The 21231-nt window shown below is 46.3% G+C and carries 15 protein-coding genes; 4 read left to right on the forward strand and 11 right to left on the reverse strand.

Annotated features, from left to right (window positions below; translation table 11 throughout):
- Positions 1-23: 23 nt before the first annotated feature.
- Both SGRA_RS23715 and SGRA_RS01285 read right to left on the reverse strand, forming a co-directional pair.
- Complete coding sequence (locus tag SGRA_RS23715; protein ID WP_014373294.1) at positions 24-170, reverse strand: hypothetical protein; 147 nt, start codon at positions 168-170, stop codon at positions 24-26.
- 651 nt (positions 171-821) lie between these two features.
- Entirely contained in the window at positions 822-1163 is a 342-nt protein-coding gene (locus tag SGRA_RS01285; RefSeq protein WP_002656524.1) for a winged helix-turn-helix transcriptional regulator, read from the reverse strand.
- Positions 1164-1396: 233 nt separating this feature from the next.
- Here SGRA_RS01285 and nfsB point away from each other — a divergent pair, with 233 nt between their 5' ends.
- On the forward strand, positions 1397-2050 hold the full coding sequence (gene nfsB / locus SGRA_RS01290) for an oxygen-insensitive NAD(P)H nitroreductase (protein WP_014373297.1): 654 nt from the start codon (positions 1397-1399) through the stop codon (positions 2048-2050).
- A gap of 224 nt (positions 2051-2274) precedes the next feature.
- On the opposite strand, the gene SGRA_RS01295 is transcribed toward nfsB, so the two are convergent.
- From SGRA_RS01295 to SGRA_RS01330, 7 genes are all read right to left on the reverse strand, one after another.
- Positions 2275-3780 carry an acyl-CoA carboxylase subunit beta gene (locus tag SGRA_RS01295; RefSeq protein ID WP_014373298.1) on the reverse strand — a complete coding sequence of 502 codons (1506 nt, stop codon included), beginning with the start codon at positions 3778-3780 and terminating at the stop codon, positions 2275-2277.
- 65 nt (positions 3781-3845) lie between these two features.
- A complete protein-coding gene (locus SGRA_RS01300; RefSeq protein ID WP_014373299.1) occupies positions 3846-4535 on the reverse strand; it encodes an endonuclease V in 690 nt (229 codons plus the stop codon).
- Positions 4536-4545: 10 nt separating this feature from the next.
- A complete protein-coding gene (locus SGRA_RS01305; protein ID WP_014373300.1) occupies positions 4546-5208 on the reverse strand; it encodes an ABC transporter ATP-binding protein in 663 nt (220 codons plus the stop codon).
- 262 nt (positions 5209-5470) lie between these two features.
- Entirely contained in the window at positions 5471-6013 is a 543-nt protein-coding gene (locus SGRA_RS01315) for a hypothetical protein (RefSeq protein ID WP_014373302.1), read from the reverse strand.
- A gap of 29 nt (positions 6014-6042) precedes the next feature.
- Positions 6043-7572 carry a GDSL-type esterase/lipase family protein gene (locus SGRA_RS01320; RefSeq protein ID WP_014373303.1) on the reverse strand — a complete coding sequence of 510 codons (1530 nt, stop codon included), beginning with the start codon at positions 7570-7572 and terminating at the stop codon, positions 6043-6045.
- 233 nt (positions 7573-7805) lie between these two features.
- Positions 7806-9326 carry a DHHW family protein gene (locus SGRA_RS01325; RefSeq protein WP_014373304.1) on the reverse strand — a complete coding sequence of 507 codons (1521 nt, stop codon included), beginning with the start codon at positions 9324-9326 and terminating at the stop codon, positions 7806-7808.
- Between the two features lie 3 nt (positions 9327-9329).
- Complete coding sequence (locus tag SGRA_RS01330; RefSeq protein ID WP_014373305.1) at positions 9330-10763, reverse strand: MBOAT family O-acyltransferase; 1434 nt, start codon at positions 10761-10763, stop codon at positions 9330-9332.
- Positions 10764-12266: 1503 nt separating this feature from the next.
- Between SGRA_RS01330 and SGRA_RS01340 the strand changes: the two genes are divergently transcribed.
- The 3 genes from SGRA_RS01340 to SGRA_RS01350 are packed head-to-tail and all read left to right on the forward strand — an operon-like array spanning position 12267 to position 15731.
- Entirely contained in the window at positions 12267-13733 is a 1467-nt protein-coding gene (locus tag SGRA_RS01340) for a hypothetical protein (protein ID WP_014373307.1), read from the forward strand.
- 4 nt (positions 13734-13737) lie between these two features.
- Positions 13738-14286: an adenylate kinase gene (locus tag SGRA_RS01345; protein ID WP_245538612.1), complete on the forward strand. Its 549-nt coding sequence runs from the start codon at positions 13738-13740 to the stop codon at positions 14284-14286.
- 5 nt (positions 14287-14291) lie between these two features.
- Positions 14292-15731 (forward strand): hypothetical protein, encoded by a 1440-nt coding sequence (locus tag SGRA_RS01350; RefSeq protein WP_014373309.1) that lies wholly within the window; start codon positions 14292-14294, stop codon positions 15729-15731.
- 221 nt (positions 15732-15952) lie between these two features.
- On the opposite strand, the gene SGRA_RS01360 is transcribed toward SGRA_RS01350, so the two are convergent.
- A complete protein-coding gene (locus SGRA_RS01360) occupies positions 15953-17224 on the reverse strand; it encodes a CapA family protein (protein ID WP_014373311.1) in 1272 nt (423 codons plus the stop codon).
- Positions 17225-17429: 205 nt separating this feature from the next.
- Entirely contained in the window at positions 17430-21143 is a 3714-nt protein-coding gene (locus SGRA_RS01365; protein WP_014373312.1) for a sensor histidine kinase, read from the reverse strand.
- Positions 21144-21231 lie beyond the last annotated feature (88 nt).

The raw sequence follows: 21231 nt of genomic DNA on the forward strand, positions 1-21231 counted from the left end.
ACTGCTGCACATCGCTAGGCCGCTCATCTAATTTTTTTTCTTTGGGCTTTTTCTTCGGCGGTTTTGCGGTTGTTGTTTTGAACCTGTGGGTTGAAACCCACAGCCATACAACAATTCCATTCTACATCTATAGTGCGGAGAGGATTAAAATCCTCTGCCGCTTTGAACATGATGGTTTTTGGTCCATTGATTTTTCCCAAGAGAAATTTTCATCCCTGTTTTTTTATGGAGGTTTTTAAACCTCCATTTAAAATGAAATGCCTTTTTGTTGCCTGGCTGTAGGTTTCAACCTACAGACCACCGCAGTTTTTTCCAAAAAAAAATTTTTGTCCTTGTTTTTTAACCCCATTGCTAATTGAAAGCCGCTAATTGAAAGGGGTGTTTTCTTGACGGTTTTCTAGACCTCTGGGTTAAAACCCACAGCAAAAAGGAGGGCCGTTCTACATCCAAAAAAATGAGCCGATGGTAAAAACCATCGGCCCATGAAATGTCACAGAAAAAATTGTGGTAGAAAATTATTCATCGCCATTAGGCCAGTTTTTTTCCAAGAGAAATTTTTATCCTTGTTTTTTTACCCCATTGCTAATTGAAAACCGCTATTTGAAAGGGGAATTTAAGTGCCGAAGAAAAAAGCCCAGAGAAAAAACTAAGGTTGTGCAAAAAAGGAGAGCGAAGCGAGCCTTTTGGCCTAGCGATGGGGAGCAGTGCGGCGAAGCCGCAGACCAAGCAAAAAACTTGTTTTTTTGCGCAGGGCCGAGCAGACCTGCGAGCTGCGGACCGTAGCGCCGCAAGGCGAAGCCGCAGCGGAGGCCCCAAAAAAACTATTCATCTGAATAATTATCAATTACCATTTCCCCCCAATCAATGATAGCATTGATGAGCGGGACAAGAGTTTCTCCGAACTCAGTTAAGGAGTATTCTACCTTTAATGGTGGTTTAGAAGTATATACTTTACGGTTTATCACTCCGGCTTCTTGCAAAGCTTTTAATTGAAGACTAAGGGTACGCTCCGTTACTCCTTTCATTTTTTTTCGTAATTCGCTATACCGCAATGTCCCATCAATAGTTAAATGTGCAAGAATAACCGTTTTCCATTTTCCGCCAATAATTCCCATCGTAACACTTGTACAGCAGGGGTATTCCACGCCTTTCACTTTATACATATTGCCTCTTTTTTTTAAAAAAACTTGATACTATCCTTTTTGACCGTTATTGCAAAGATAGCAAACTATACTTACATTTGTTACTATAAAAATTATAGCTGCTATTAGCCAATAAAAAATTGAGCTAGTGAGCTGTATATATTTTGTATAAAAAAGCTTGTTAAGCCCTGATAGAAAGTAATTATCTAATTGAAGTCAATCAAAAATTGGCGTAACAAAATAAAAGTAGACTAATGGATATTATTAAGACATTAAATTGGAGATATTCAACCAAAGAGTTTGATCCTGAGAAAAAAATCTCTGCAGAAGATGTTGAAAAGATTAAAGCGCTTCTGAGAATGAGTCCTTCAAGCACAAATATTCAGCCTTGGCATTTTATTATTGCGGATAATGAAGAGGGGAAAAAACGTATTGCTAAAGGAACGCAAGGCTTTTTTCAATTTAATGAGAAGAAGGTCCTGGATGCCTCACATGTAATTCTTTTTTGCTCAAGAACGGATGCAGATGATCAGTTCATGACTAAAGTGCTAGAACAAGAAGATAAAGATGGGCGCTTCCCGAATGAAGAGATTAAAAATATGGTAGATGGCGGGCGAAGATACTTTGCAGATTTGCACCGCTATGATTTCAAAGATTTTCAGCATTGGATGGAAAAGCAAGTCTATTTGAATATGGGAAATCTTTTATTGGGAGCGGCTGCTATGGAAATTGACAGCCTTCCTATGGAAGGAATTGACTTAAAAGCTCTTGATGAAGAGTTTTCTTTACGCGAAAAAGGATATACTTCTGTTGCTGTTATTGCTCTAGGGTACAGATCTTCAAGCGATTTCAATGCAACAACACCTAAATCAAGACTGGAGTTAGAAGATATTATAACGATGGTCTAATAAAATGCCGACAACAAAAAATATCTTGATCGTAGCTGAGGATTTTAATCCTTGGCTACTTTTTTTTGTGCTAGTCTCAAGCTGTTATTCTGGCGGCATTAGTTTTTACTCACAGATAAAATCAAATTGATTTTTCTGCTCTTTGCTAATTGAAAGTCACTATTTGAAAGGGGAATTTAACCGCCAAAGAAAAAAGCCTTGAGAAAAAACTAAGGTTGTGCGGCCTAGCGATGCGGCGGGGTGGCCGCAGGCCAGACCAAGTTTTTGAGCGCAGCGAAAAAAACGCAGGGCCGAGCGAACAGCGAGCCCCAAAGCGCAGCGGCGCGATAAGGATTGGCAAATTTTTCTGCATATTCAGCTTCTTTTTCGGCCAATTTGGCGGCGCTATCATCGGCCTCCATAATTTCTCGGCGGAAAATAATTTCTGAAGCGCCTTTAGCGCCCATCACCGCAATTTCTGCAGAAGGCCAAGCAAAATTCAAGTCGGCGCCAATATGTTTAGAGTTCATCACATCATAGGCTCCGCCATAGGCTTTGCGCGTGATGACCGTGATGCGAGGAACGGTAGCCTCACAAAATGCATAAAGTAATTTGGCCCCATTGCTAATGATGCCATTCCATTCCTGATCGGTGCCGGGCAAAAAGCCAGGAACATCTTCCAAAACTAAAAGAGGAATATTAAAGGCATCACAAGTGCGCACAAAACGAGCGCCTTTTTTCGAGCAATCGACATCCAAACAACCCGCCAAGACCATGGGATTATTGGCAACAACGCCAATACTTCTGCCGCCAAGGCGAGCAAAACCAACTACGATATTTTCTGCATACTCTTTATTGACCTCATAAAAAGAATCAGCATCTACCAATTCTTCGATCAAAGCACGCATATCGTAAGGATGATTGGGATTTTCGGGCACGATTGTATTTAGTGCGGGACGTTCCTCTTGGCCAGCTTCATAAGGCAGCATGGCTGCTTCTTCTTCGCAGTTTTGGGGCAAATAAGAAAGCAACTTTTTAATCTGAAGCAGACAATCCATATCATTTTGAGCGGTAAAATGCGTCACGCCAGATTTTACGGCATGCGTCATCGCTCCACCCAATTCTTCAGCACTTACTTCTTCATTGGTCACGGTTTTTACCACATTGGGCCCCGTGATGAACATATAAGAGCTTTGCTCCACCATATAAATAAAATCGGTCAAAGCGGGAGAATAAACCGCACCGCCCGCGCAGGGGCCCATAATGGCCGAAATTTGTGGAATTACACCAGAGGCCAAAGTATTGCGATAAAAAATATCGGCATAACCGCCCAAAGACTGTACGCCTTCCTGAATGCGCGCTCCACCAGAATCATTGAGGCCCACCAAAGGCGCCCCGTTTTTTATGGCCATATCCATCAACTTGCAGATTTTTTCTGCATGAGTTTCAGAAAGAGAACCACCAAAAACGGTAAAATCTTGAGCAAAAACATAGACCAAGCGTCCTTCTACGGTTCCATAACCCGTCACGACGCCATCGCCATAAATTTTTTGCTTTTCCATTCCAAAGTCATTGCAACGGTGGGTCACCAAAGCGCCCATTTCTTCAAAAGAACCTGGATCCAAGAAAAAATGAATACGTTCACGGGCCGTAAGTTTGCCCTTGGCATGTTGTTTCTCAATTCGTTTTTCTCCGCCACCTTGAGCCGCTTGGGCCAATTTATCTTGCAGCGTTTGTAGTTTATCTTGCATAGCTTCTCGATATTTTTTTCGCCGCCTAAAATGCTACTTTTTTAAGGGACGGCCAAACTTTACTCCTAAAAAACTTGCCCTAAATGGCTTTGGCCCTTGGCAAATGCTCGGGCCGCATGATCTGCTCTTCGGATGGGCTCCGGAATCCGATAGCCCTGATCAGCCAACTGCAAAACCATTTCTCGAGCCGTTTCCAAATCTATTTTATGGCCTATACTTATATATATAGGCTTGACGCCCGCCTGCGTCCGCAAGGCATAGCCCAAAAGCTCTTCATTTTGCATAATGGGCGAAACACTTCCTCTTTCCATTCCTGCCGGATCATCAACAGCCAATAATGGGCGCTTGGCCATACCAATGCTAGGCCGATCTAACTGAACGCCCAACCAACTAGCCACCCCCAATCGCCGAGGATGCGCAATGCCATGCCCATCGACCAATAAACAACTGGCTTTTTCGCCCAATTTTTCTTCTAAGGCCAAAATAGCCGCTAATAAGGGCGGTCCTTCCCGAAAAGAAAAATAACGAGGCCGATATTCCATGCCCGCCTTTTGTAGCGATAAATATACTTTTTCGGCTCCTTCTTGCCAACGCAAAACATCTATGGCCACAAAAGCATCCTCTTCTACATACTGTATGTCTAAACTAAAAATCAAATCTCCCTTTTGGGGAGAATAAGCAGTACGCGCTACTTTTTGGGCCATTTTTTTCTGCGCCTCGGCCAATTCAGGGATTTCTTCAAAGGGATTTGCCATAGGATTAGGGTTAAGAGAGTTCTTCTACAATCAATCCGTCTTGCATCCGCAAGCAGCGGTCACTCATTTTGGCCAGCTCCATATTATGCGTCACAATGACAAAAGTTTGTTCAAAATCTTTACGCAGGTTAAAAAAGAGCTGATGCAATTCTTCCGAGTTTTGACTGTCCAAATTCCCCGAAGGTTCATCGGCAAAGACTACCGCCGGCGAGTTAATCAAGGCTCTGGCCACCGCCACTCGTTGTTGCTCTCCGCCCGACAACTGTTGGGGTTTATGGTCCATACGATCTGCCAAGCCCAAATAATCTAGCAGTTCTTTGGCCTTTTTATGCGCCTGTTTTTCTGGCGTTTTCTTAATAAAAGCCGGCATGCAAACATTTTCTAGAGCCGTAAATTCTGGCAAAAGATGATGAAACTGAAAAACAAAACCAATTTGCTCATTCCGAAAGCGAGAAAGCGCCTTTTTCTTCATCTCCCCACAATTCTGCCCATCAATCCAGAGCTCCCCCTCATCGGCTTGGTCCAAAGTGCCCATAATATGCAGCAGCGTACTTTTACCCGCCCCCGATTTTCCAACAATACTCACCAGCTCGCCCTTGGCAATCTCTAAACTTACGCCCTTGAGCACCTGCAATTGCTGATAAGATTTACGAATATTTACTGCTTTGATCATTTTCTTCGATTTGCCGAAAAGATAAACATTTTTCCAGAAGATTTTTATCTAGAGGAGCTTTTGGGGCCCGCGGCCAACTCAGCCTTCGGCTTCGGTCGGCCGCCGCTATGCTTCGCGGCTCGCTATTCGCTCGGCCCTGCGTTTTTTCGCTGCGCTCAAAAACTGGGTCTGGCCTACGGCCACCACTGCGCAGCGCTGGGCCAAAAAAAAAGCGAAACTTGCTATTCAGCAAGTTTCGCTTGGCGCCATTCAGCTCATCCGCCTAAATACCAAAGATCTCGGCATCTACAAAAAACTTAGTGTAGATATTTAGCTCATGGTCTTGGCTAATCGCCTCATCGGTTACGGCATTGATTCTTAGGCTAAATTCATCGGCCTTGATGTACTCTTGAAGATCTACGCCGGTGGTGGTCAAACTCAATGACTCTCCAGCCGCTACATCTACAGAATCTTGGTAGGCAATCCGTACTTCATCCAAGCTATCGGCAGAAATAAAGACCTCAATAGACTCTAGAAAAGAGAAATCGGCCCCAGAAGGACTGTTAATCGTCAAGGTCATTTCTGTCAATTGAATTTCTTCAATCAGGTCCTTACGGGTGTCATTCGACTCAAAGGTAGAAGTCGAGCTAGTGTTAATAGCAGGAGTAGACACATCAAAAGGAACTTGCACCCCAAAGGTAGAAGGAATAGTAACAGTAGTATTGTAGTCAATATTAAACTGTGTCAATTTTTCGGCTTCTTCACAAGAAGACAAAAGGCCCAAGCTTAGAAAAAGGCCAAGGAAATAAAATGCAAATCTTTTCATCTTGTTAGTTTTTGGGCCTAAAGGCCAAGTTATTTATAAATTTTAAGACGATCGCCCTTATAGATGGTGTTCTTGCTTTTGTTGTTCCATCTTTTCAATTCCTGAATGCTCACATTGTATTTTAAGCTAATGGAATACAAGGACTCTCCACTCTTAACGATATGTGTGCGGTAATTGCCAGTAGCTGCCGCAGGCTTTTGATTACTTTTTGTCGTTTTCTGGCTCATAGACTCCGACTTGGGCTTTCCTCCATTTCTTAAGACGGCCTGTTCTTCCTTAAGTTTATCGATGCGGAAGAAGAACTCATTTTCCTTGGGGTTTTCATCCAACCAAGCCAAACTATTTTGTAGGGCCTCAAAGAAGAGGTCTCCTTTTAGGCGGTAGCCTTTTACGGTTAGGTGGACCATATCTGGCTGGGCCAAGCGGCTTTTGGTCCAATCTAACATTTTGCGTTGGCCACCAGAAATCCAGTACCAATCAAAGAGCGCACATTTTTTATCATAGGCAATTTTGTGCATCATATCCGAGAAAGGCTCTCCAGACATACAGTTCTTTTTCTTCCAGAAAAGGTCTTGCGTACTGGTCAGAATAATACAGATATCGGGCACCGCCTTGCGCATCTTATCAATGATGGTTTTGATTTCGCTTTCTAGCTCGGGCTCAATCTTATCATAATATAGATAATCATTGGTCCCAAAATCAATAATCGCTACATCGGGCTGTAGATGGGGCAATTGCTCCCAGAGCAATATCTGATTGAGCAAAGAATTGTACTTGGCCGCTCCTACTCCAGCATTATGGACCACGGCGCCCTTATCGGCTTCATCCTCTAGGCTCATGCCATAAAACTCAAACTCCGACTCATATTTATTGCGGCGAACAATATGTAGGGTTAACTTTTGGTCCGTAATAGCAGGCAGTTCTACCTCAATGTAAGGCTTACGGCTAGACGCATCCACAATGACGGGAATTCTCTTACCGCTGGTTTCTACCACAATATCAAAGCTGCGAATATCTCGCTTGCAAAAGATTTTTAGCTGGCGGTAGTTTTTGGGTACTGGCTTTTTAAACTCAAAGACTAGGCTGCTGTTGGCCTGTTCGGTTCGGCAACTCATGCCCCGAATCCCCAAAGGCAATTTGAGGCGCATGCGAAAGCTACGCTCCGCAATCCATTTTCCCGTATGCTTGGTTTTATACTCTATAGAGGAGTAAGTTCTGGCGGTAGAAGTGGGAAACATCAACCCACGGCCCGTTGCTCCATGTACTTCCTGCATCCGCTTTCGGATTTGGCCAGGCAAGGCATCATTCTGACAATGAGAGTCGCCAAAATGAATGACAGTCAATTTCTCCTTATCGGTCCGTTTCCACTTCTGGCGCAAGGTCTCTAAGGCTTCGCGGTTATAAAACTGCAGCATATTGAGCTCGGGATGCATCCAAGGGTATTCAGACAGATCCACCTTTGTGGTCGGCGTAAATTTTACAGCTTCGGGCTGTGCCTGACAGGCCTGCTGGGCAAAAATGAGGAGGAGTACGGCAAAAAAACTAATTCGTCCAAACATGAATTCTTCTATTTTAGGCGGTTGAGCAGTTATTTTTTAAGCTCGAAAAGCAAGCGCAAAGCATGCGCTTCGGCTTAGCGCTGTGAAGGGGTGGCCGAAGGCCAGACGGAGCTTTTTTGAGCAAAGCGAAAAAAAGCGAACGGCCGAGCAGACCTGCGAGCCCCGCAACATAGCGACCCGAGCGGAGCGAGGGGAAGCCCCAAATCAAAACAATTAAACAGTGCGCTGAGTTTCTAATTCTGGGGCAAACTGTCCCATTCTTCCTTGGCGGCTTTGGCGGCTTGCTCTGCCAATTCTTTTTGCTTTTTCAGGTAGAGCTCATTGTATTTTTCTGCCTTACCCAAATGACGCGAAAGGAAATCGCCCATCGGAAACATTTTTTTGCGGGCGGGCACTGCATGAGGCGCACAAACGCCCCCCTGCGTCAATAAACGCTTAATCATTTTGACATGTGAAGGCGTATTGGCCGAAAAACTATTGTGAAAAAGGATCAGGTCGGTTACCTTGTTCTTTTCCATAAAGTCCATCAAATTTCCCTTAAAATAGCGGTAATCGATCACATAGGTCCGCTCAAAATGTGAGGGAATATAAGTGGCAAATGGATTCCCATAAGAGTTTTTAACCACCAAAGCACGGCGATGATTGGAGGTATCCTGCTCGCTAAATACGCAGATAGCGGGATAATCTCCCCCCAAGAACACCCCATAAGCAGCCCCACCTTTGGCATTTTCAATATACAGACGGCTGCCCGCCAAACGGCTATAATCGGCCCCCACCAAACGATAAGTTTTGTGGCGGAAAGGGATTTTAAAGTACTCTACCGAATCGCCTTTTTCCTTGAGGCGTTTATCTCTAGTTTTGAGGTAGAGCGAACCCAAAAAGTTGGGGATGGTCCCCTGTTCCATTTCCTCAATCGGAATCGCTTTCAGGCCAGCTTCATCACAAAAGGCTTTGTAGGCATAATAGGCCCCTCTGCCCGTCCAGTGATGGTCCGTATTAAAAAACAAATATTCGTCTTTATGCTTAAAGAGCTCGGTGGTCACATCAAAGGCATGCACGGCAGAGTCCAAATAATGATAGATGGTATCAATGTTTTTGCGCTCTGAAACCGCCTCCTCTATGTATTCTGAAGGCAGGTAAAATTCGCCATGCGTGGGCGTAACCCCACAATGCAATTGGATCCCTTTGGGTGCCAACTTCTTTTGGTATTCGTTCACGACTCTGGCCCAAAGCTTAGCGGTGTTTCGGCTACCGCCAAACATCTGTATCGCCATGCCTTCATAGATAAGTAGACCTCGGCTAAGGCGCTGTACATCAGAGGCGAAGCCCTCATTTTCAAATAGATTATTGGCACTGCTGTCTTGGGCCAAAGAATCGCCCCCAACTAGCTGTAAACTATCGCCTTGTAGGCTATCGTTGGCCGCAGCAATGGCATCTATACCCGCATCCATATCTACTCCCTCGGCATAAAACTTTACATCTTCATTCGCAAAGCCTCGGTGGTTTTCAATAAACTTTGCAACAGCCACCCAACGCTCCCGAAAAGGAAAATTATCAGAGAAATGAAGGTCCAAACTGTCGGTGTAGCCCCCCGCAAATAATTTTTCGGCAGAAAAAGACGGCATAGGCGCCAGCTCCCGCTTCTCAATTTCAGAAACTTGCTGCTTGGGCAAAACAAAAAACAAAATGCCTAAAACCCCCAAGGGGATCATAAATAAAATAGCATTCAAACGATATGGATAAGGGGTGTTCATAAGCTAGAAACGATAATAAATGAAGGGATTGAAGGAATCGCCAACCAAAAGGGCCATAGATACAAGAAGCAAAATTAACTGGATAATTCCCAAGGACCACCAATAAAGCAAACCCGACTGAAAACGCAGCTTGTTCTCAAACCATCTCCCAAATGGCGGATAAATGGGCAAGCAAAGCAGTACCGCCAAAGCCAACCAATAGGCATGCTCTTTCAAGACAAGGCCCAGCTTAAAGTTCCAAAGCGAATTTTCACTGGCGCCTACCATAATTTCAAAGAATTGGAATAACTGATTGCTGTCCTCAAAGTAAAAGAGCACCCAGCTAAACATGACCGCTATCAATAAATAAGCATGACTGAAAATAGCCGGCAAACGCTTAAAGATTTTATTCAAAATCAAACGCTCCAATAAGATCAACACACCAAAATATAAGCCCCAAAAGACAAAGTTCCAACTTGCGCCATGCCAAAGGCCCGTCAAAAACCAAACGATGAAAAGGTTGAGGTAGCCCCTTAGCTTCCCCTTGCGGTTTCCCCCCAAGGGTATATATATATAGTCCTTGAAAAAACTCCCCAATGACATATGCCAACGCCGCCAGAAGTCTGCGGTGCTCTTCGCTATATATGGATAGTTGAAGTTCTCGTAATAGTGAAAGCCAAACATTCTCCCCAAACCAATCGCCATATCGGAATAACCCGAGAAGTCATAGTAGATCTGCAAAGCAAACATGAAAATCCCAAACCAGGCCTCGGCAACGGTAATGGTACTCAAATCTAATGGATTGCCCGGCTCGCCCAAATACAAAACAGCCAAACCACCCGCCACATTGGCAATGAAGACTTTCTTAAACAACCCAATGCAAAATCGCAAGATGCCCTGACTAATATCATAGGCCGTTTCTTTTCGGTTGTTAATGTTGTCCTCAATATCCGAATAACGAACAATCGGACCAGCCACCAACTGATGAAACAAACTGACAAACATCAGAAAACGCAGAAAACTTTTTTGCGCCTTGACCTGCCCTCTATACACATCTACGGTATAAGAAATGGTCTGAAAACTATAAAAGGAAATTCCAATGGGCAAGGCATATTTGGTCGGCTCAAAGGCGGTCCCAAACAAGGCATTGAAGTTTTCATAAAGGAAAACATTGTACTTAAAGGTGGCTAGCAAACCCAAATTGACCAACAAAGAAGAAATCAACCCCCATTTGGCATGGGCCGTCCCCCTAAAATGCTCAATCCAACGCCCATTGCCATAGTCCACCAAGGCTGAAATAATCAGCAAGATGATCCAGACAGGCTCCCCCCAAGCATAAAAAGCCAAAGAGAATAAAGTCAGCAGAATATTACGATAGGTCTTGTTGTCTACCGCATAGTAGAGCACTAAATGCAGGGGCAGAAAGACCGTTAAGAAGATGAGGCTAGCAAATACCATTAAATACGCTTTGAGAAAGTCCAGCTTGGTCGTTAAATCATTGACCCGCAAAAGTACAAATATCTATAGTATTTATCCACCTATTTCTGCCGCTGTTTTTTATTGCTGTTTTTTGGGCCTCCGCTGCGGCTTCGCCTTGCGGCGCTACGTTGCGCAGCTCGCTGTTCGCTCGGCCCTTCGCAGGCAAAGCCTGCTCGGTCTGCCCCTGCGGGCCACTGCTGCACATCGCTAGGCCGTTTGGCCTTCGGCCATAGCTGCAGCTTGAAAGCCGCAGCCATATACATACCCAATACGCTAGCGCTTTAGCTTCCCATGGCCTGCAGCTTAAAAGCCACAGGACCTGAAAACCGAATAACTTCGCCCATCTCCAATGAAGCCTGTAGGTTGAAACCTACAGCCATACAACAATTATATGCTACATCTATAGTGCGGAGAGGATTAAAATCCTCTACCGCTTTGAACGGCCCTCAGAACTGCTTCATTTATGATTTAGTCAGCCTAGAAGATGTTTGTTTATGCAGGGTTTTAACCCTGCATACTATATTAAATTGCATTCGTTAATTGGCTGTAGGTTGAAACCTACAGCTCGGCCCAGCAGGCCTTTAGGCTGCAGGATATTTGGCCCAAAAATACAACTGCCTTCCATATTTCGATTCTAATCGCCTATTGTTAAACTGTAGTAGGGTCGGTCCAGAAAAAAAAGATAGCGCATTTTAGATACGCCCGGAGGAGTTTGTAAACTGCAGATTAGCTCCGGGCATCGTTCAGAGCTGTTTTGCAAATGCAAATTAGCTCCGGGCATCGTTCAGAGCTGTTTTGCAAATGCAGATTAGCTCCGGGCATCGTTCAGAGCTGTTTTGCAAATGCAAATTAGCTCCGGGCATCGTTCAGAGCTGTTTTGCAAATGCAAATTAGCTCCGGGCATCGTTCAGAGCTGTTTTGCAAATGCAAATTAGCTCCGGGCATCGTTCAGAGCTGTTTTGCAAATGCAAATTAGCTCCGGGCATCGTTTAGAGCCGTTTTGCAAATGCAAATTAGCTCCGGGCATCGTTCAGAGCTGTTTTGCAAATGCAAATAAACAAGATGCGGCCGTTTTGGCTGTATTTGCATCATCCGAAACTTGCTAGACTAGCGTTTAGCTGCCGCCTTGGACCAAGAAGGACCTAAAACGATTCTCTAGCCGCATCAAGCAAGAGTTTGCCCCAAAAGGGCCGAAGGCCCGCGGCTGAGGGATGGTAGCGGGTGGCGCAAAGCGCCAGACCCAGCTTTTGAGCGCAGCGAAAAAGCGCAGGGCCGAGCAGACCTGCGAGCCCGCGCACAGCCCGACCCGCCCAAAGGGCGGGGCAGCCTCAAATCAAAAAAAATAAAAGGACAATAAATAATATGCTGGCGGCCCCAGACAAGCGGCCCAAAGAAAAAGGCGAAAAAATATTATGCGCAAAAAATTGTAGCTTTGCCAAAAAGCGATGAGCTGCGTTTAGTATAAAAAGAATAGCTAGCGATATGAGATTAAAAAAGTATTCCTGGGCCTGTTTGGGCCTTTGTTTATTGTTCCTTCTGCCCTTTAGCGCCTGCCGAAAAGAGCAATTCTTAACGCAAGCGGGAGCAGATCTTCGCTTTGAACTGGATACCCTCAGTTTTGATACCGTCTTTACCGATATGGGCTCGGCCAGTAGGCGATTTAAGGTCTATAACCCACACAGCCAAACCCTAAAAATTAGTCGGATTGAGCTAGCTGGAGGCGGAAGCTCTGATTTCAGTTTAAACATTGACGGCCAAAATGCCTTGGCGGTGGAAGACATCGAATTGGCGGGAGGCGACAGCCTGTATATCCTCGCTTCTGCCCGAATTGACCCCAATAATGGGGACGCTATACGGCTAGACTCTATTTTATTTGAGACCAACGGCAGCCAACAAAAGGTCTACTTAGAGGCCTATGGCTGGAACGCTATTTATCTTGGCCGAAGAGGCTACCAAACCCGCTTTGTCAATGAGCAAATCCAGCTAAACCCCGATACCCCCTATATCTTTTTGGGCCAACTCTACTTTGACAGCAGTTCGGTACTGACCGTGCCTGCCGGAACAGAGGTATTCATGTTTGGGGGACCAACAAGTCGCCCCGGCGACCGAGCAACCATTGTCATCGGGCATAATTCCTCGATCAAAGTGAATGTAGGCGGCGATCTCAACCAGCCCGCCGAGTTCAAAACCCATCGATTGGAGGAGGATTATCAGGATTTACCCTTTCAGCATGGGGGAATTTACCTCACTGCCCAAAGCGTGAACAACCAAATACATGGTTGCATTATTCGCAATGCGGTAGATGGAATCGTCATTGATTCTTTGGCCCCGAACCACCCTACGGTCAAGTTAGAGCTTAAGAAAAGCATGATCTATAATGTAGACCGCAGCTGCATTTTGGCCCGTTTTAGTAGCCTTTGGGCCGAAAACTGTATCCTGGCCAACTCGAACCAATATAATTTCATCAATATTTTAGGCGGCGATTATACCTTTAGGCATTGTAATCTGATTAACTTTGGGACCAACCCCTTTGTGGGCCGCAATGAAGCCGTTTTGAGTATGCGTGACTTTGAAATCCGTTATGATGCCGATGGAAATGAAATTCCAGTTACGGCGGATCTTCGCGCTCGCTTCCAAAACTCTATCGTTTATGGCAATCAGGCCGAAGAGATTGAGCTGGGCTCTTTAGAAGACTTTAGTGGCGGCGCCCAATGGGACTACGCCTTTGAACACTGCCTACTCAAGGTAGATACCTTTGCAACGGGGCAATTCAATTGCCTCATCAATCAAGAACCTTATTTTAGAGATTTAGAACTGTATGAGTACCAAATTGACAGCAGCGCCTCTCCCCTTATCAATGCCGGCATGCCGCTCAATCCGAGCCTAGCCGATGATGCAGAGAGCAAAGGGCGAGACGCCCAGCCCGATATTGGTGCCTATGAATTTTAAAAGCATGAAAACACTATTGCTCTTAGAGCCCCCTTATGCCGTCTACAGCCTAGAAGTAGAAGAATTGGCCTTGCAAGAAGACTATTACTACCTCTCGCTTAGCGATTTGTTTATGCAAGAAGCGGGAAGTAAGTCGGCTTTGGGCCAAAGCTTGGGCGAACTAGATGCCAAGGACCGTTATAAGCAGCTGATGCAAAGCAAATTGCGCAAACTCCCCCGCAATATTAAGGCGGGCTGGTTGCTAGACCCCGATTGCATTTCTTCTTTGGAGGAAGCACAGGCCCTTAAGGAGTTGTTGGAAGAACTCAACCACCCTTTAGATGCCATTATCATTGGGCAAGCCACTGCCGAAAACCTCTTGGCGGAGGTCCCCGATTATGAGGACAAAGAAACTGCTGCCGAAGAAATCAAAGACTATTTTGTAAAGCTTTTACCTGGCATCCTTCAAATTTTTCCCGAGGTTCCTCAGCTAGAGCTAAGTGAGCAAGACGACTGGAAGGCCCTACACAAGCAAATTCGCAAACTGCTCCGCGGAACGACCCAAGAAAACTAGACTTCATGTATTCCCCCTCTTCCACTAGGGCCAAAGGCTTTGTATATAGCTGTTTGGCCCTATGTTTTTTAGCCTTGGCGGCTTATAAAGCCTATTTTTTGGCCTTCACCCATGATGAAAGCCTTAGCTATTTAGACTATGTGATTGGCCGCAATAGCTGGGAGGTCATTAGTTTTGCCCATAATGCTTCGGCCAATAATCATCCGCTCAACAGTTTGTTGATGAAGGGCTGCAATACCCTTTTTGGAGCTGCAGAATGGGCTTTGCGGCTGCCCAATCTCTTAGCGGGAGCCCTATTTGCCTATGCGCTTTGGCGGCTTCTACAGGCTTTGCCTCGCCTTTCGCTTCCGCTCTTTTTCTTGGGCGGCAGTTGGCTTTTGGGCCAGGCTTATTTCAATGATTTTTTCTCTTTGGCCAGAGGCTACGGCCTTTCTTATGGCTTTTTCTTGCTGGCTTTTGCCCAATTATTCCTCCTGAAGTCTAGCCTAAAAGGCTTGGCGGCTGCCCTGCTCTTGGCCTGCCTTTCGGTTTATGCCAATTTTTCTCAACTGGTGCCCCTTTTGGCCCTTTTGGCCAGTTATACCCTCTATCAGTTATTATTTGGTCCAAACCGCAAAGCCCATCTTTTTGCCCAATTGGGCCTGATGGTTTTGGCACTGCTTGGGCTTGGCGCCGCTATTGCTGGCCCTATTTCGGGCCTAATTGAACGCAAAGAACTCTATTTTGGGGGAGAAAAAGGGCTGCTACAAGACACGATCGGCTCTTTGGCCAAGCATCAATTGCAGGGCCTTGGGCTAGAACAATATAGTTTCTTGCTCTGCTATGCCTATCCCCTTTTGCTGCTTTTGGGCCTGCTCTTTTTAGTCCTAAAACGAAAGGAAAATAGCCCCATTTACCGCCTCATCTTTATGAGTAGCCTCTTGCTCAGCCTCATGAGCATCGGCCATATTTTGGCCCACAAACTCTTTGGGGTCCGCTTCCTCATCGATCGTACGGCCCTCATTTACCTGCCCTTTATCCAACTGCTCAGCTTTGCGCTATTTGCGGCCTTGGTCCAAAAATGGCGGCTACAAAGCTGGCTAGCGGGCGGTTTTGCCTTGCTGCAGCTCTACATCTTTGCGCAAAGCTGGCAGCCCCATGCTTTTCGAGAATGGACCTATGACCAAGACAATAAAGCCATCCTTGCTGCGGTCTCTGAATTGGCCCAAAAGGAGCAAAAAACCTATAGCTTAGGGACCTACTGGCTCAATTTGCCCAGTTTCCGCTACTACCAGCAAAGGGGCTGCTACCCAGGCATCCAACTGATGAACTATCGCGCAGAATTTGACGCCCAAGCCCATTTCGATTTCTACTATATCTATGCGCCCTATGGCTATGAGGCCCTAAAACAGGACTATCGCCCTTATCAATCCTTTGCAGAAGGGCAACTTTTTAGGCATAGATAAAGCAAAAGGCCTAATCTCTACAGACTAGACCTTTCTTTTCTTTTGGGGCCCGCGGCCGCCCTTCAATTTGGGGCGGCCGCCGCTATGCTTCGCCGCTCGCAGTTCTGCTCGGCCCTGCGTTTTTTTTCGCTTTGCTCAAAAAAACTGGGTCTGGCCTTCGGCCACGGCTGCGCAGCGCTGGGCCATTCTGGCCTGCGGCCAGTGGGGGCTTCGCCCCCAGCTTAGCGGATCCTTGGCCGAAAATTATGCTTTCTGGCGGGCAGGGGCGTAAGGACCGAATCAATGGGGGGGAAGCCCTGCCAGTAAGTGGCGGGCAAAAAGCGCTCTTGGCCGGCCCCTTGGGCCAAATTCTTTTGATTACGGAGATAAGTGGCTTTCATTCTGGCCCATTCCGCCTGAGGCAACTGGGCAAAATTGCTACTATCTGCCAAAAGGGCCGAAATAGGCAGTAAAGTATAGATCCAATCGGCTACGGGCTTTTGTTTATAGTGGTGGATATGTCGCCAAATGGGGATATAATTGGCTCCTTTGGGCTGTAGCTCTCCCGTAAAGCGGTTTTTCTGAAAATCCAGCTCTAGGATCAGCCCAATATCGGTATTGGGGCGAAACTGATTAGAGATAAAATTACCGAGAGAATAGGCGGTAAACTGTCCGCTACTGCTATCACGGGCCAAAGGTTGCAAAACATGGGGATGTCCCCCAATAATAAGGTCCACCCCTTCTTTTCTTAGCCAAGCCTCCCATTTTTGCTGTTCTCGGTTGGGCTGTAGTTGATACTCTAGGCCCCAATGAGCTAGCGCAACAATTAAGTCGGGCTTTTTGGCCTTTGCTTTGGCAATGTCGGCCCTAATTTCTAGGCTATCCATCAAATTGACGATACCCGGTTTGCGAGTTGGGATGCCATTGGTCCCATAGGTAAAAGAGAGCACTGCCAGGCGCAGCGCTACACTATCCTTTTGCAGCTCATAAAGAAGCGGATAAATCGCTTTTCGTTCTATGCTATCTCTAAAGCTGCCCGTATGGGCCAAATTTAGGCTATCCAAAACATCTAGGGTATGTTGTAGGCCATAATCAAAGTTATCATTTGTGTGATTATTGGCAGTAGAGAGCAGATCGAAGCCTGCCGCCTTAATAAAATGGGCCAGGGTATCGGGCGAGCGGAACATGGGGTAGCCGCTAAAATTATTCTTATCGTTTAGGGTCAGCTCCAAATTCAGAATGGCCAAATCCGCCGAATCGATGAGGGGGCGGAGATAGCGAAAAGCGGGTTCATAATCAAACTGCCCAGAGGCGGGATCATAAGCGGCGCGGATTTGGTCCCCATGCTGCATGAAATCGCCTACGGCAAGGAATCGAAAGTTGACAAAGGTATCTAGGGGGGGCGGAGGTGCCTGGCTACTGTCCTTAGTGGTCCTTTGGTTTTCTACAATTTGGGCGGGTTCGCAGGCCCAAAAGAGGAGCAAACAAAGAGAGAGGGGGAGAAAATACTTCATAGATAGATTTTAAGAGAAAGGGAAAAGTTTTTGGGTGTAGAGGCGCGCAGCGCCTGGCTGAGGGATGGAAAGCAGGGCCGCCGCAGGCGGCAGACCCAAGGCTTTTGCAGCGCAGCGAAAAAGCCTGCAGGGCCGAGCAGACCTGCGAGCTGCGACAGAGCCCGACCCGCCCGCAGGGCGGGGCAGCCCCAAATCCTGCAGTTTGTTAATCTTGTTTAAAAAGCGGGAGGCGGATATAGAAATCTGTGCCTTGGCCCTCTTCTGTTTCAAAATAGATTTCGCCTTGCATCGCTTGGATCATTTTGCGGCACATAGACAAACCGATGCCCGTGCCCGAAGATTTGGTCGTAAAATAGGGGACAAAAATGCGTTTGCGTTGTTCTTCAGGGATGCCGCAGCCATTATCTCGGACAAGGACCAGCGCGTCTTCGCCGGCCTGTTCCAATTGGATTTGCACCCGTCCTTTTTGTTCTTCGGGAATAGCTTGGATTGCATTTTTGACCAAATTATTGAGGATGCGCAGCATCTGGCTACGGTCGGCCCAAACGGCTAATTGGGGCAAGGGGGAGAGCAGTTCGATTTCGGTTTCGCTTTCATTTTCCTTAAAGAGCTGTTGGATAGACTGCAGCATTTCGTCTAGGGCGATCACCTCATTTTCTGGGGGCGGCATCTTGGCGAAGTTAGAAAACTCGGAAGCGATGCGGGCCAGATTATCAATTTGTTCCACTAGGGCCTTAGAGATGCGGGGCATCATTTGCTGGGCTTTTTCGGGGCTTTTTTGGGCGGCTCTTTCTAGCAATTGCAGCTGCAACTTCATGGGAGTCAGGGGATTTTTAATTTCGTGCGCCACCTGTTTAGCCATATCTCGCCAGGCCGACTCCCTTTGGCTTTGGGCCAATTTCTCGGAGCTTTCTTCTAGGGCCTGCAGCATTTCATTAAAGCGGCGGACAAAATCGCCGATCTCATCTCGGCCCTTCCATTCTAGTTGTTCGTTCTTCTCACCCACCTTAATCAGGCGCAACTTCTCGCCAATTAGGGAAAGGGGGCGGGTTACAGAATTGGCAATTAGGAAAGCCACCCCAGCGGCTAAAATTAGGAAAATCACATAGACATTGAGCAGGGCCCCGAGGAACTCCGCCACATCCTGCGAGCGAATATTATTGCTACCCGCCAAATCATAGGGCAGATTGAGAAAAGCGATAATATTATTTTCCTCATCTCGTAGCGGCACATAGCCTGAGAGATACTCTAGATTATTGATCGTTTCTCTTTGGGGATAATTATCGAGTTGTTCGAAGCGCATTTTTCGGTAAGCCAGGGGATCCATCTGTCGGCTGAGTAGGCGGCGTTCAAAAATGGCATCTTCAGAGGAGGACAAAAGCTGGCCATTGAGGCCATAGACATTCACATCAATTTTGTGAATATTGGCTAGGTCCTTTGCATCGGGAATCAGTTGGCTAGAATCGGGGCGATTGACAATTTGCCAGCTGGCGGTTTTGGCTGTACTAGCAATTTTTCGTTCTAGGCGTTGTTTGTGGTAATCATTATATTCATTTTGGAAATAGAAAATCGTGACCACCCCGATAGCGATAAAAGAGAAAAGGCTCACCAAGACAATCCCTTGTTGGATGCGTTCTCGCAAAGAGGCCTTAAACTCAATCACAATAGGTTGCCATTGGAACAAATACTTCATAGCGGCTAGGCTAATAAAGAGCAAGAAAAGCAAGAGAAAGCCAATACAAAAGATATAAGAAAAGAGGCTAAAGGGTTGCAGCCAGGAAGTTGCTTGCAGAGCCACCAAGCCCAGATAATTCCGTTCATCTTGGTAGAGCAGATAAGTTTTATCGCCTTTTTTCTTGCGTAAAAATTGCTTGGGTTCGGGCAACTCCTCATCAATAGCCAGATAGGCGGCAAAATCGCCATCTTTGCTCAGCACCCTTTGGTTGCCCTTATAGAGTGCATACTCAAAATTGCCGTAGGTTTGTTCTAGGCGGCTTTTGGGCAGAGAGAGCAGTTCGACATAGATCGAGTTTTGGCTATCCTCCTCCTTCGGGCGGAGTTCGAGGACAATTCGGCCCAAGAGCTTATTGCCCTCCCGCAGTTCTAGGTCGGCATAATAGACAAAGCGGCCTGATTTCTCTGAGTAGAAATAGAGGTTGGGGCTAGCCATTTTCTGCGAGCGTTCAAAAATATCTTTTAATTGGCCATAAGGGAGTTGCTCTCCTTTTTTGGGCAAATTCAGGCTATTGTAGAGATAGATATTATAATCGTAGCGGCCAAAAAAGGCATTATCCAGATAAAGGTAGGTCAGGCGATCGACCACTTGGCTATAAGGGATATAAAGCGAGCTAAAATAGACCTTAAAGAAATTATCGTTGAGCAATTTGGGCTCTAATTCCAAGAAAGCTTCTTCTACTTTTGGGTCTTGTTCAAAGGTAAGGACCTTAAGAAAATCTTGGCGGAGGGCCAGATTTTTTTCATGATTGGCCTGTTCGATAAGCAGGGTCCCTACCCCACTAAAAAAGAGCAGCCAAGCGGTGATCCACATAAAGGTCAGTTGTTTTTCCTGCACAAACCAAAGCAGCAAAATGCCAAAGGCAATCACAAAGGCTGCCAGGGCCAAAACATAGAAAATGGGCAGGCCCATACTCAGGCCTAGGGCGGCGCCAAAAAGCAGACAGATTAACAGATAGCTTGCTTGCTGTAAGTAGCTCCAATTTAAGTTAGCCAGCATGCGATACAGCTTATTGACCAAGAGAAAATAGGAGAAGAAAAGGACCACTAGGGCCAGCATTGCCAAAAAGGAAGGGGCATCCACCCTAGTCGAGTTTTCAAACTCCAAATAGACATTGGCATTGAGCACAATATCTCGGAGCGTAAGCTCTAGAGCAAGGAAACCGCCCACCAAAACCGAAAAGACAAAGAGGGCCAGACCATTTTTCCGCCAGCTACTCCAGCTTTTGATCGCTTGTTCCTTCCAGTTGGCTAGAATAAAAATCAGCAGGGCCACAATCCAGCCCAAATCGAGGAGTAAATCGCCTAAGGCATAATACCAAAGCGAGTCATTATCAGATAATTTAAAGCTAAAGAGCGGCAAATCGTGGGTTAGTCGAGGCAGCTCGGTATAAACCCCTAGCAGGCGTAGGCTGAGGCTACCGAACAAGAAGAAAAGGGTGCCCAACAACTGCCCCTTTTGCCGAGTGAGTTGGGCGGCTAGGCGAAAAAGCAGGGCGATCCAGCAAAAAGCCCCCAATAAATAAAGGGCCAAAGCCCCATAGGCCGAGTCTCGGTAGGGAAAATTGGGTTGTTCCTCCAAGCGCAAATACGTTAGGCCCAAATCATCTAGGACTAGCTGCGCCGAACTATCGGTACTTGGGCGAACATACTCTCCAAACTCCTCTGACATCAGCGGAAAATTATTGTCTAGATAGCCATTTTGCACCGGGAAACGCAGGTAGACCGGCAAGAGGCCCAATAAAGTATAGCGGTACTCCTGTTGGTTCAAAATCACCTTAAAAGGGCGCTTAATCATCAGGTACTTAGAGCCCGCCATATCCATAATACGGCGTTCTGGCTTACTTTTATAACGCACATCGGTCTGGTAGGGCTCCACCTTATTATTGTTCCAATAAATCAGCGAATCGCTTTCATTATAAATCAAAAGCGTATAGGGCAGAGCATTATAAACCGCCAAACTATCCTCGGACCATTCATTATCTACCGAGCGCATCAGAAACTCTCGGCGTTCAACTCGCTGCTCTAAATCCTGCTCCCAAAAGGCCAATTGACTAGCTAACTCTTGGGCTGCTTCTGGCAAATCTGGCGATCGATAGGCCCAATTTTCTAAGGTATTTGCCGAGAGGATAAACAGTAAACCCAAAAGGAAAATAAAGCTGGGCCAAAATATGGTTCGTTTCATGATGATGCTAGACTAGATGATGATGATGGGCCTCCTGCCTGCGGCAGGCGCTACGTTCCGGGGCTCGCTGCTCGCTCGGCCCTGCGTC

This window comes from Saprospira grandis str. Lewin (genome assembly GCF_000250635.1).
Lineage (GTDB): Bacteria > Bacteroidota > Bacteroidia > Chitinophagales > Saprospiraceae > Saprospira > Saprospira grandis.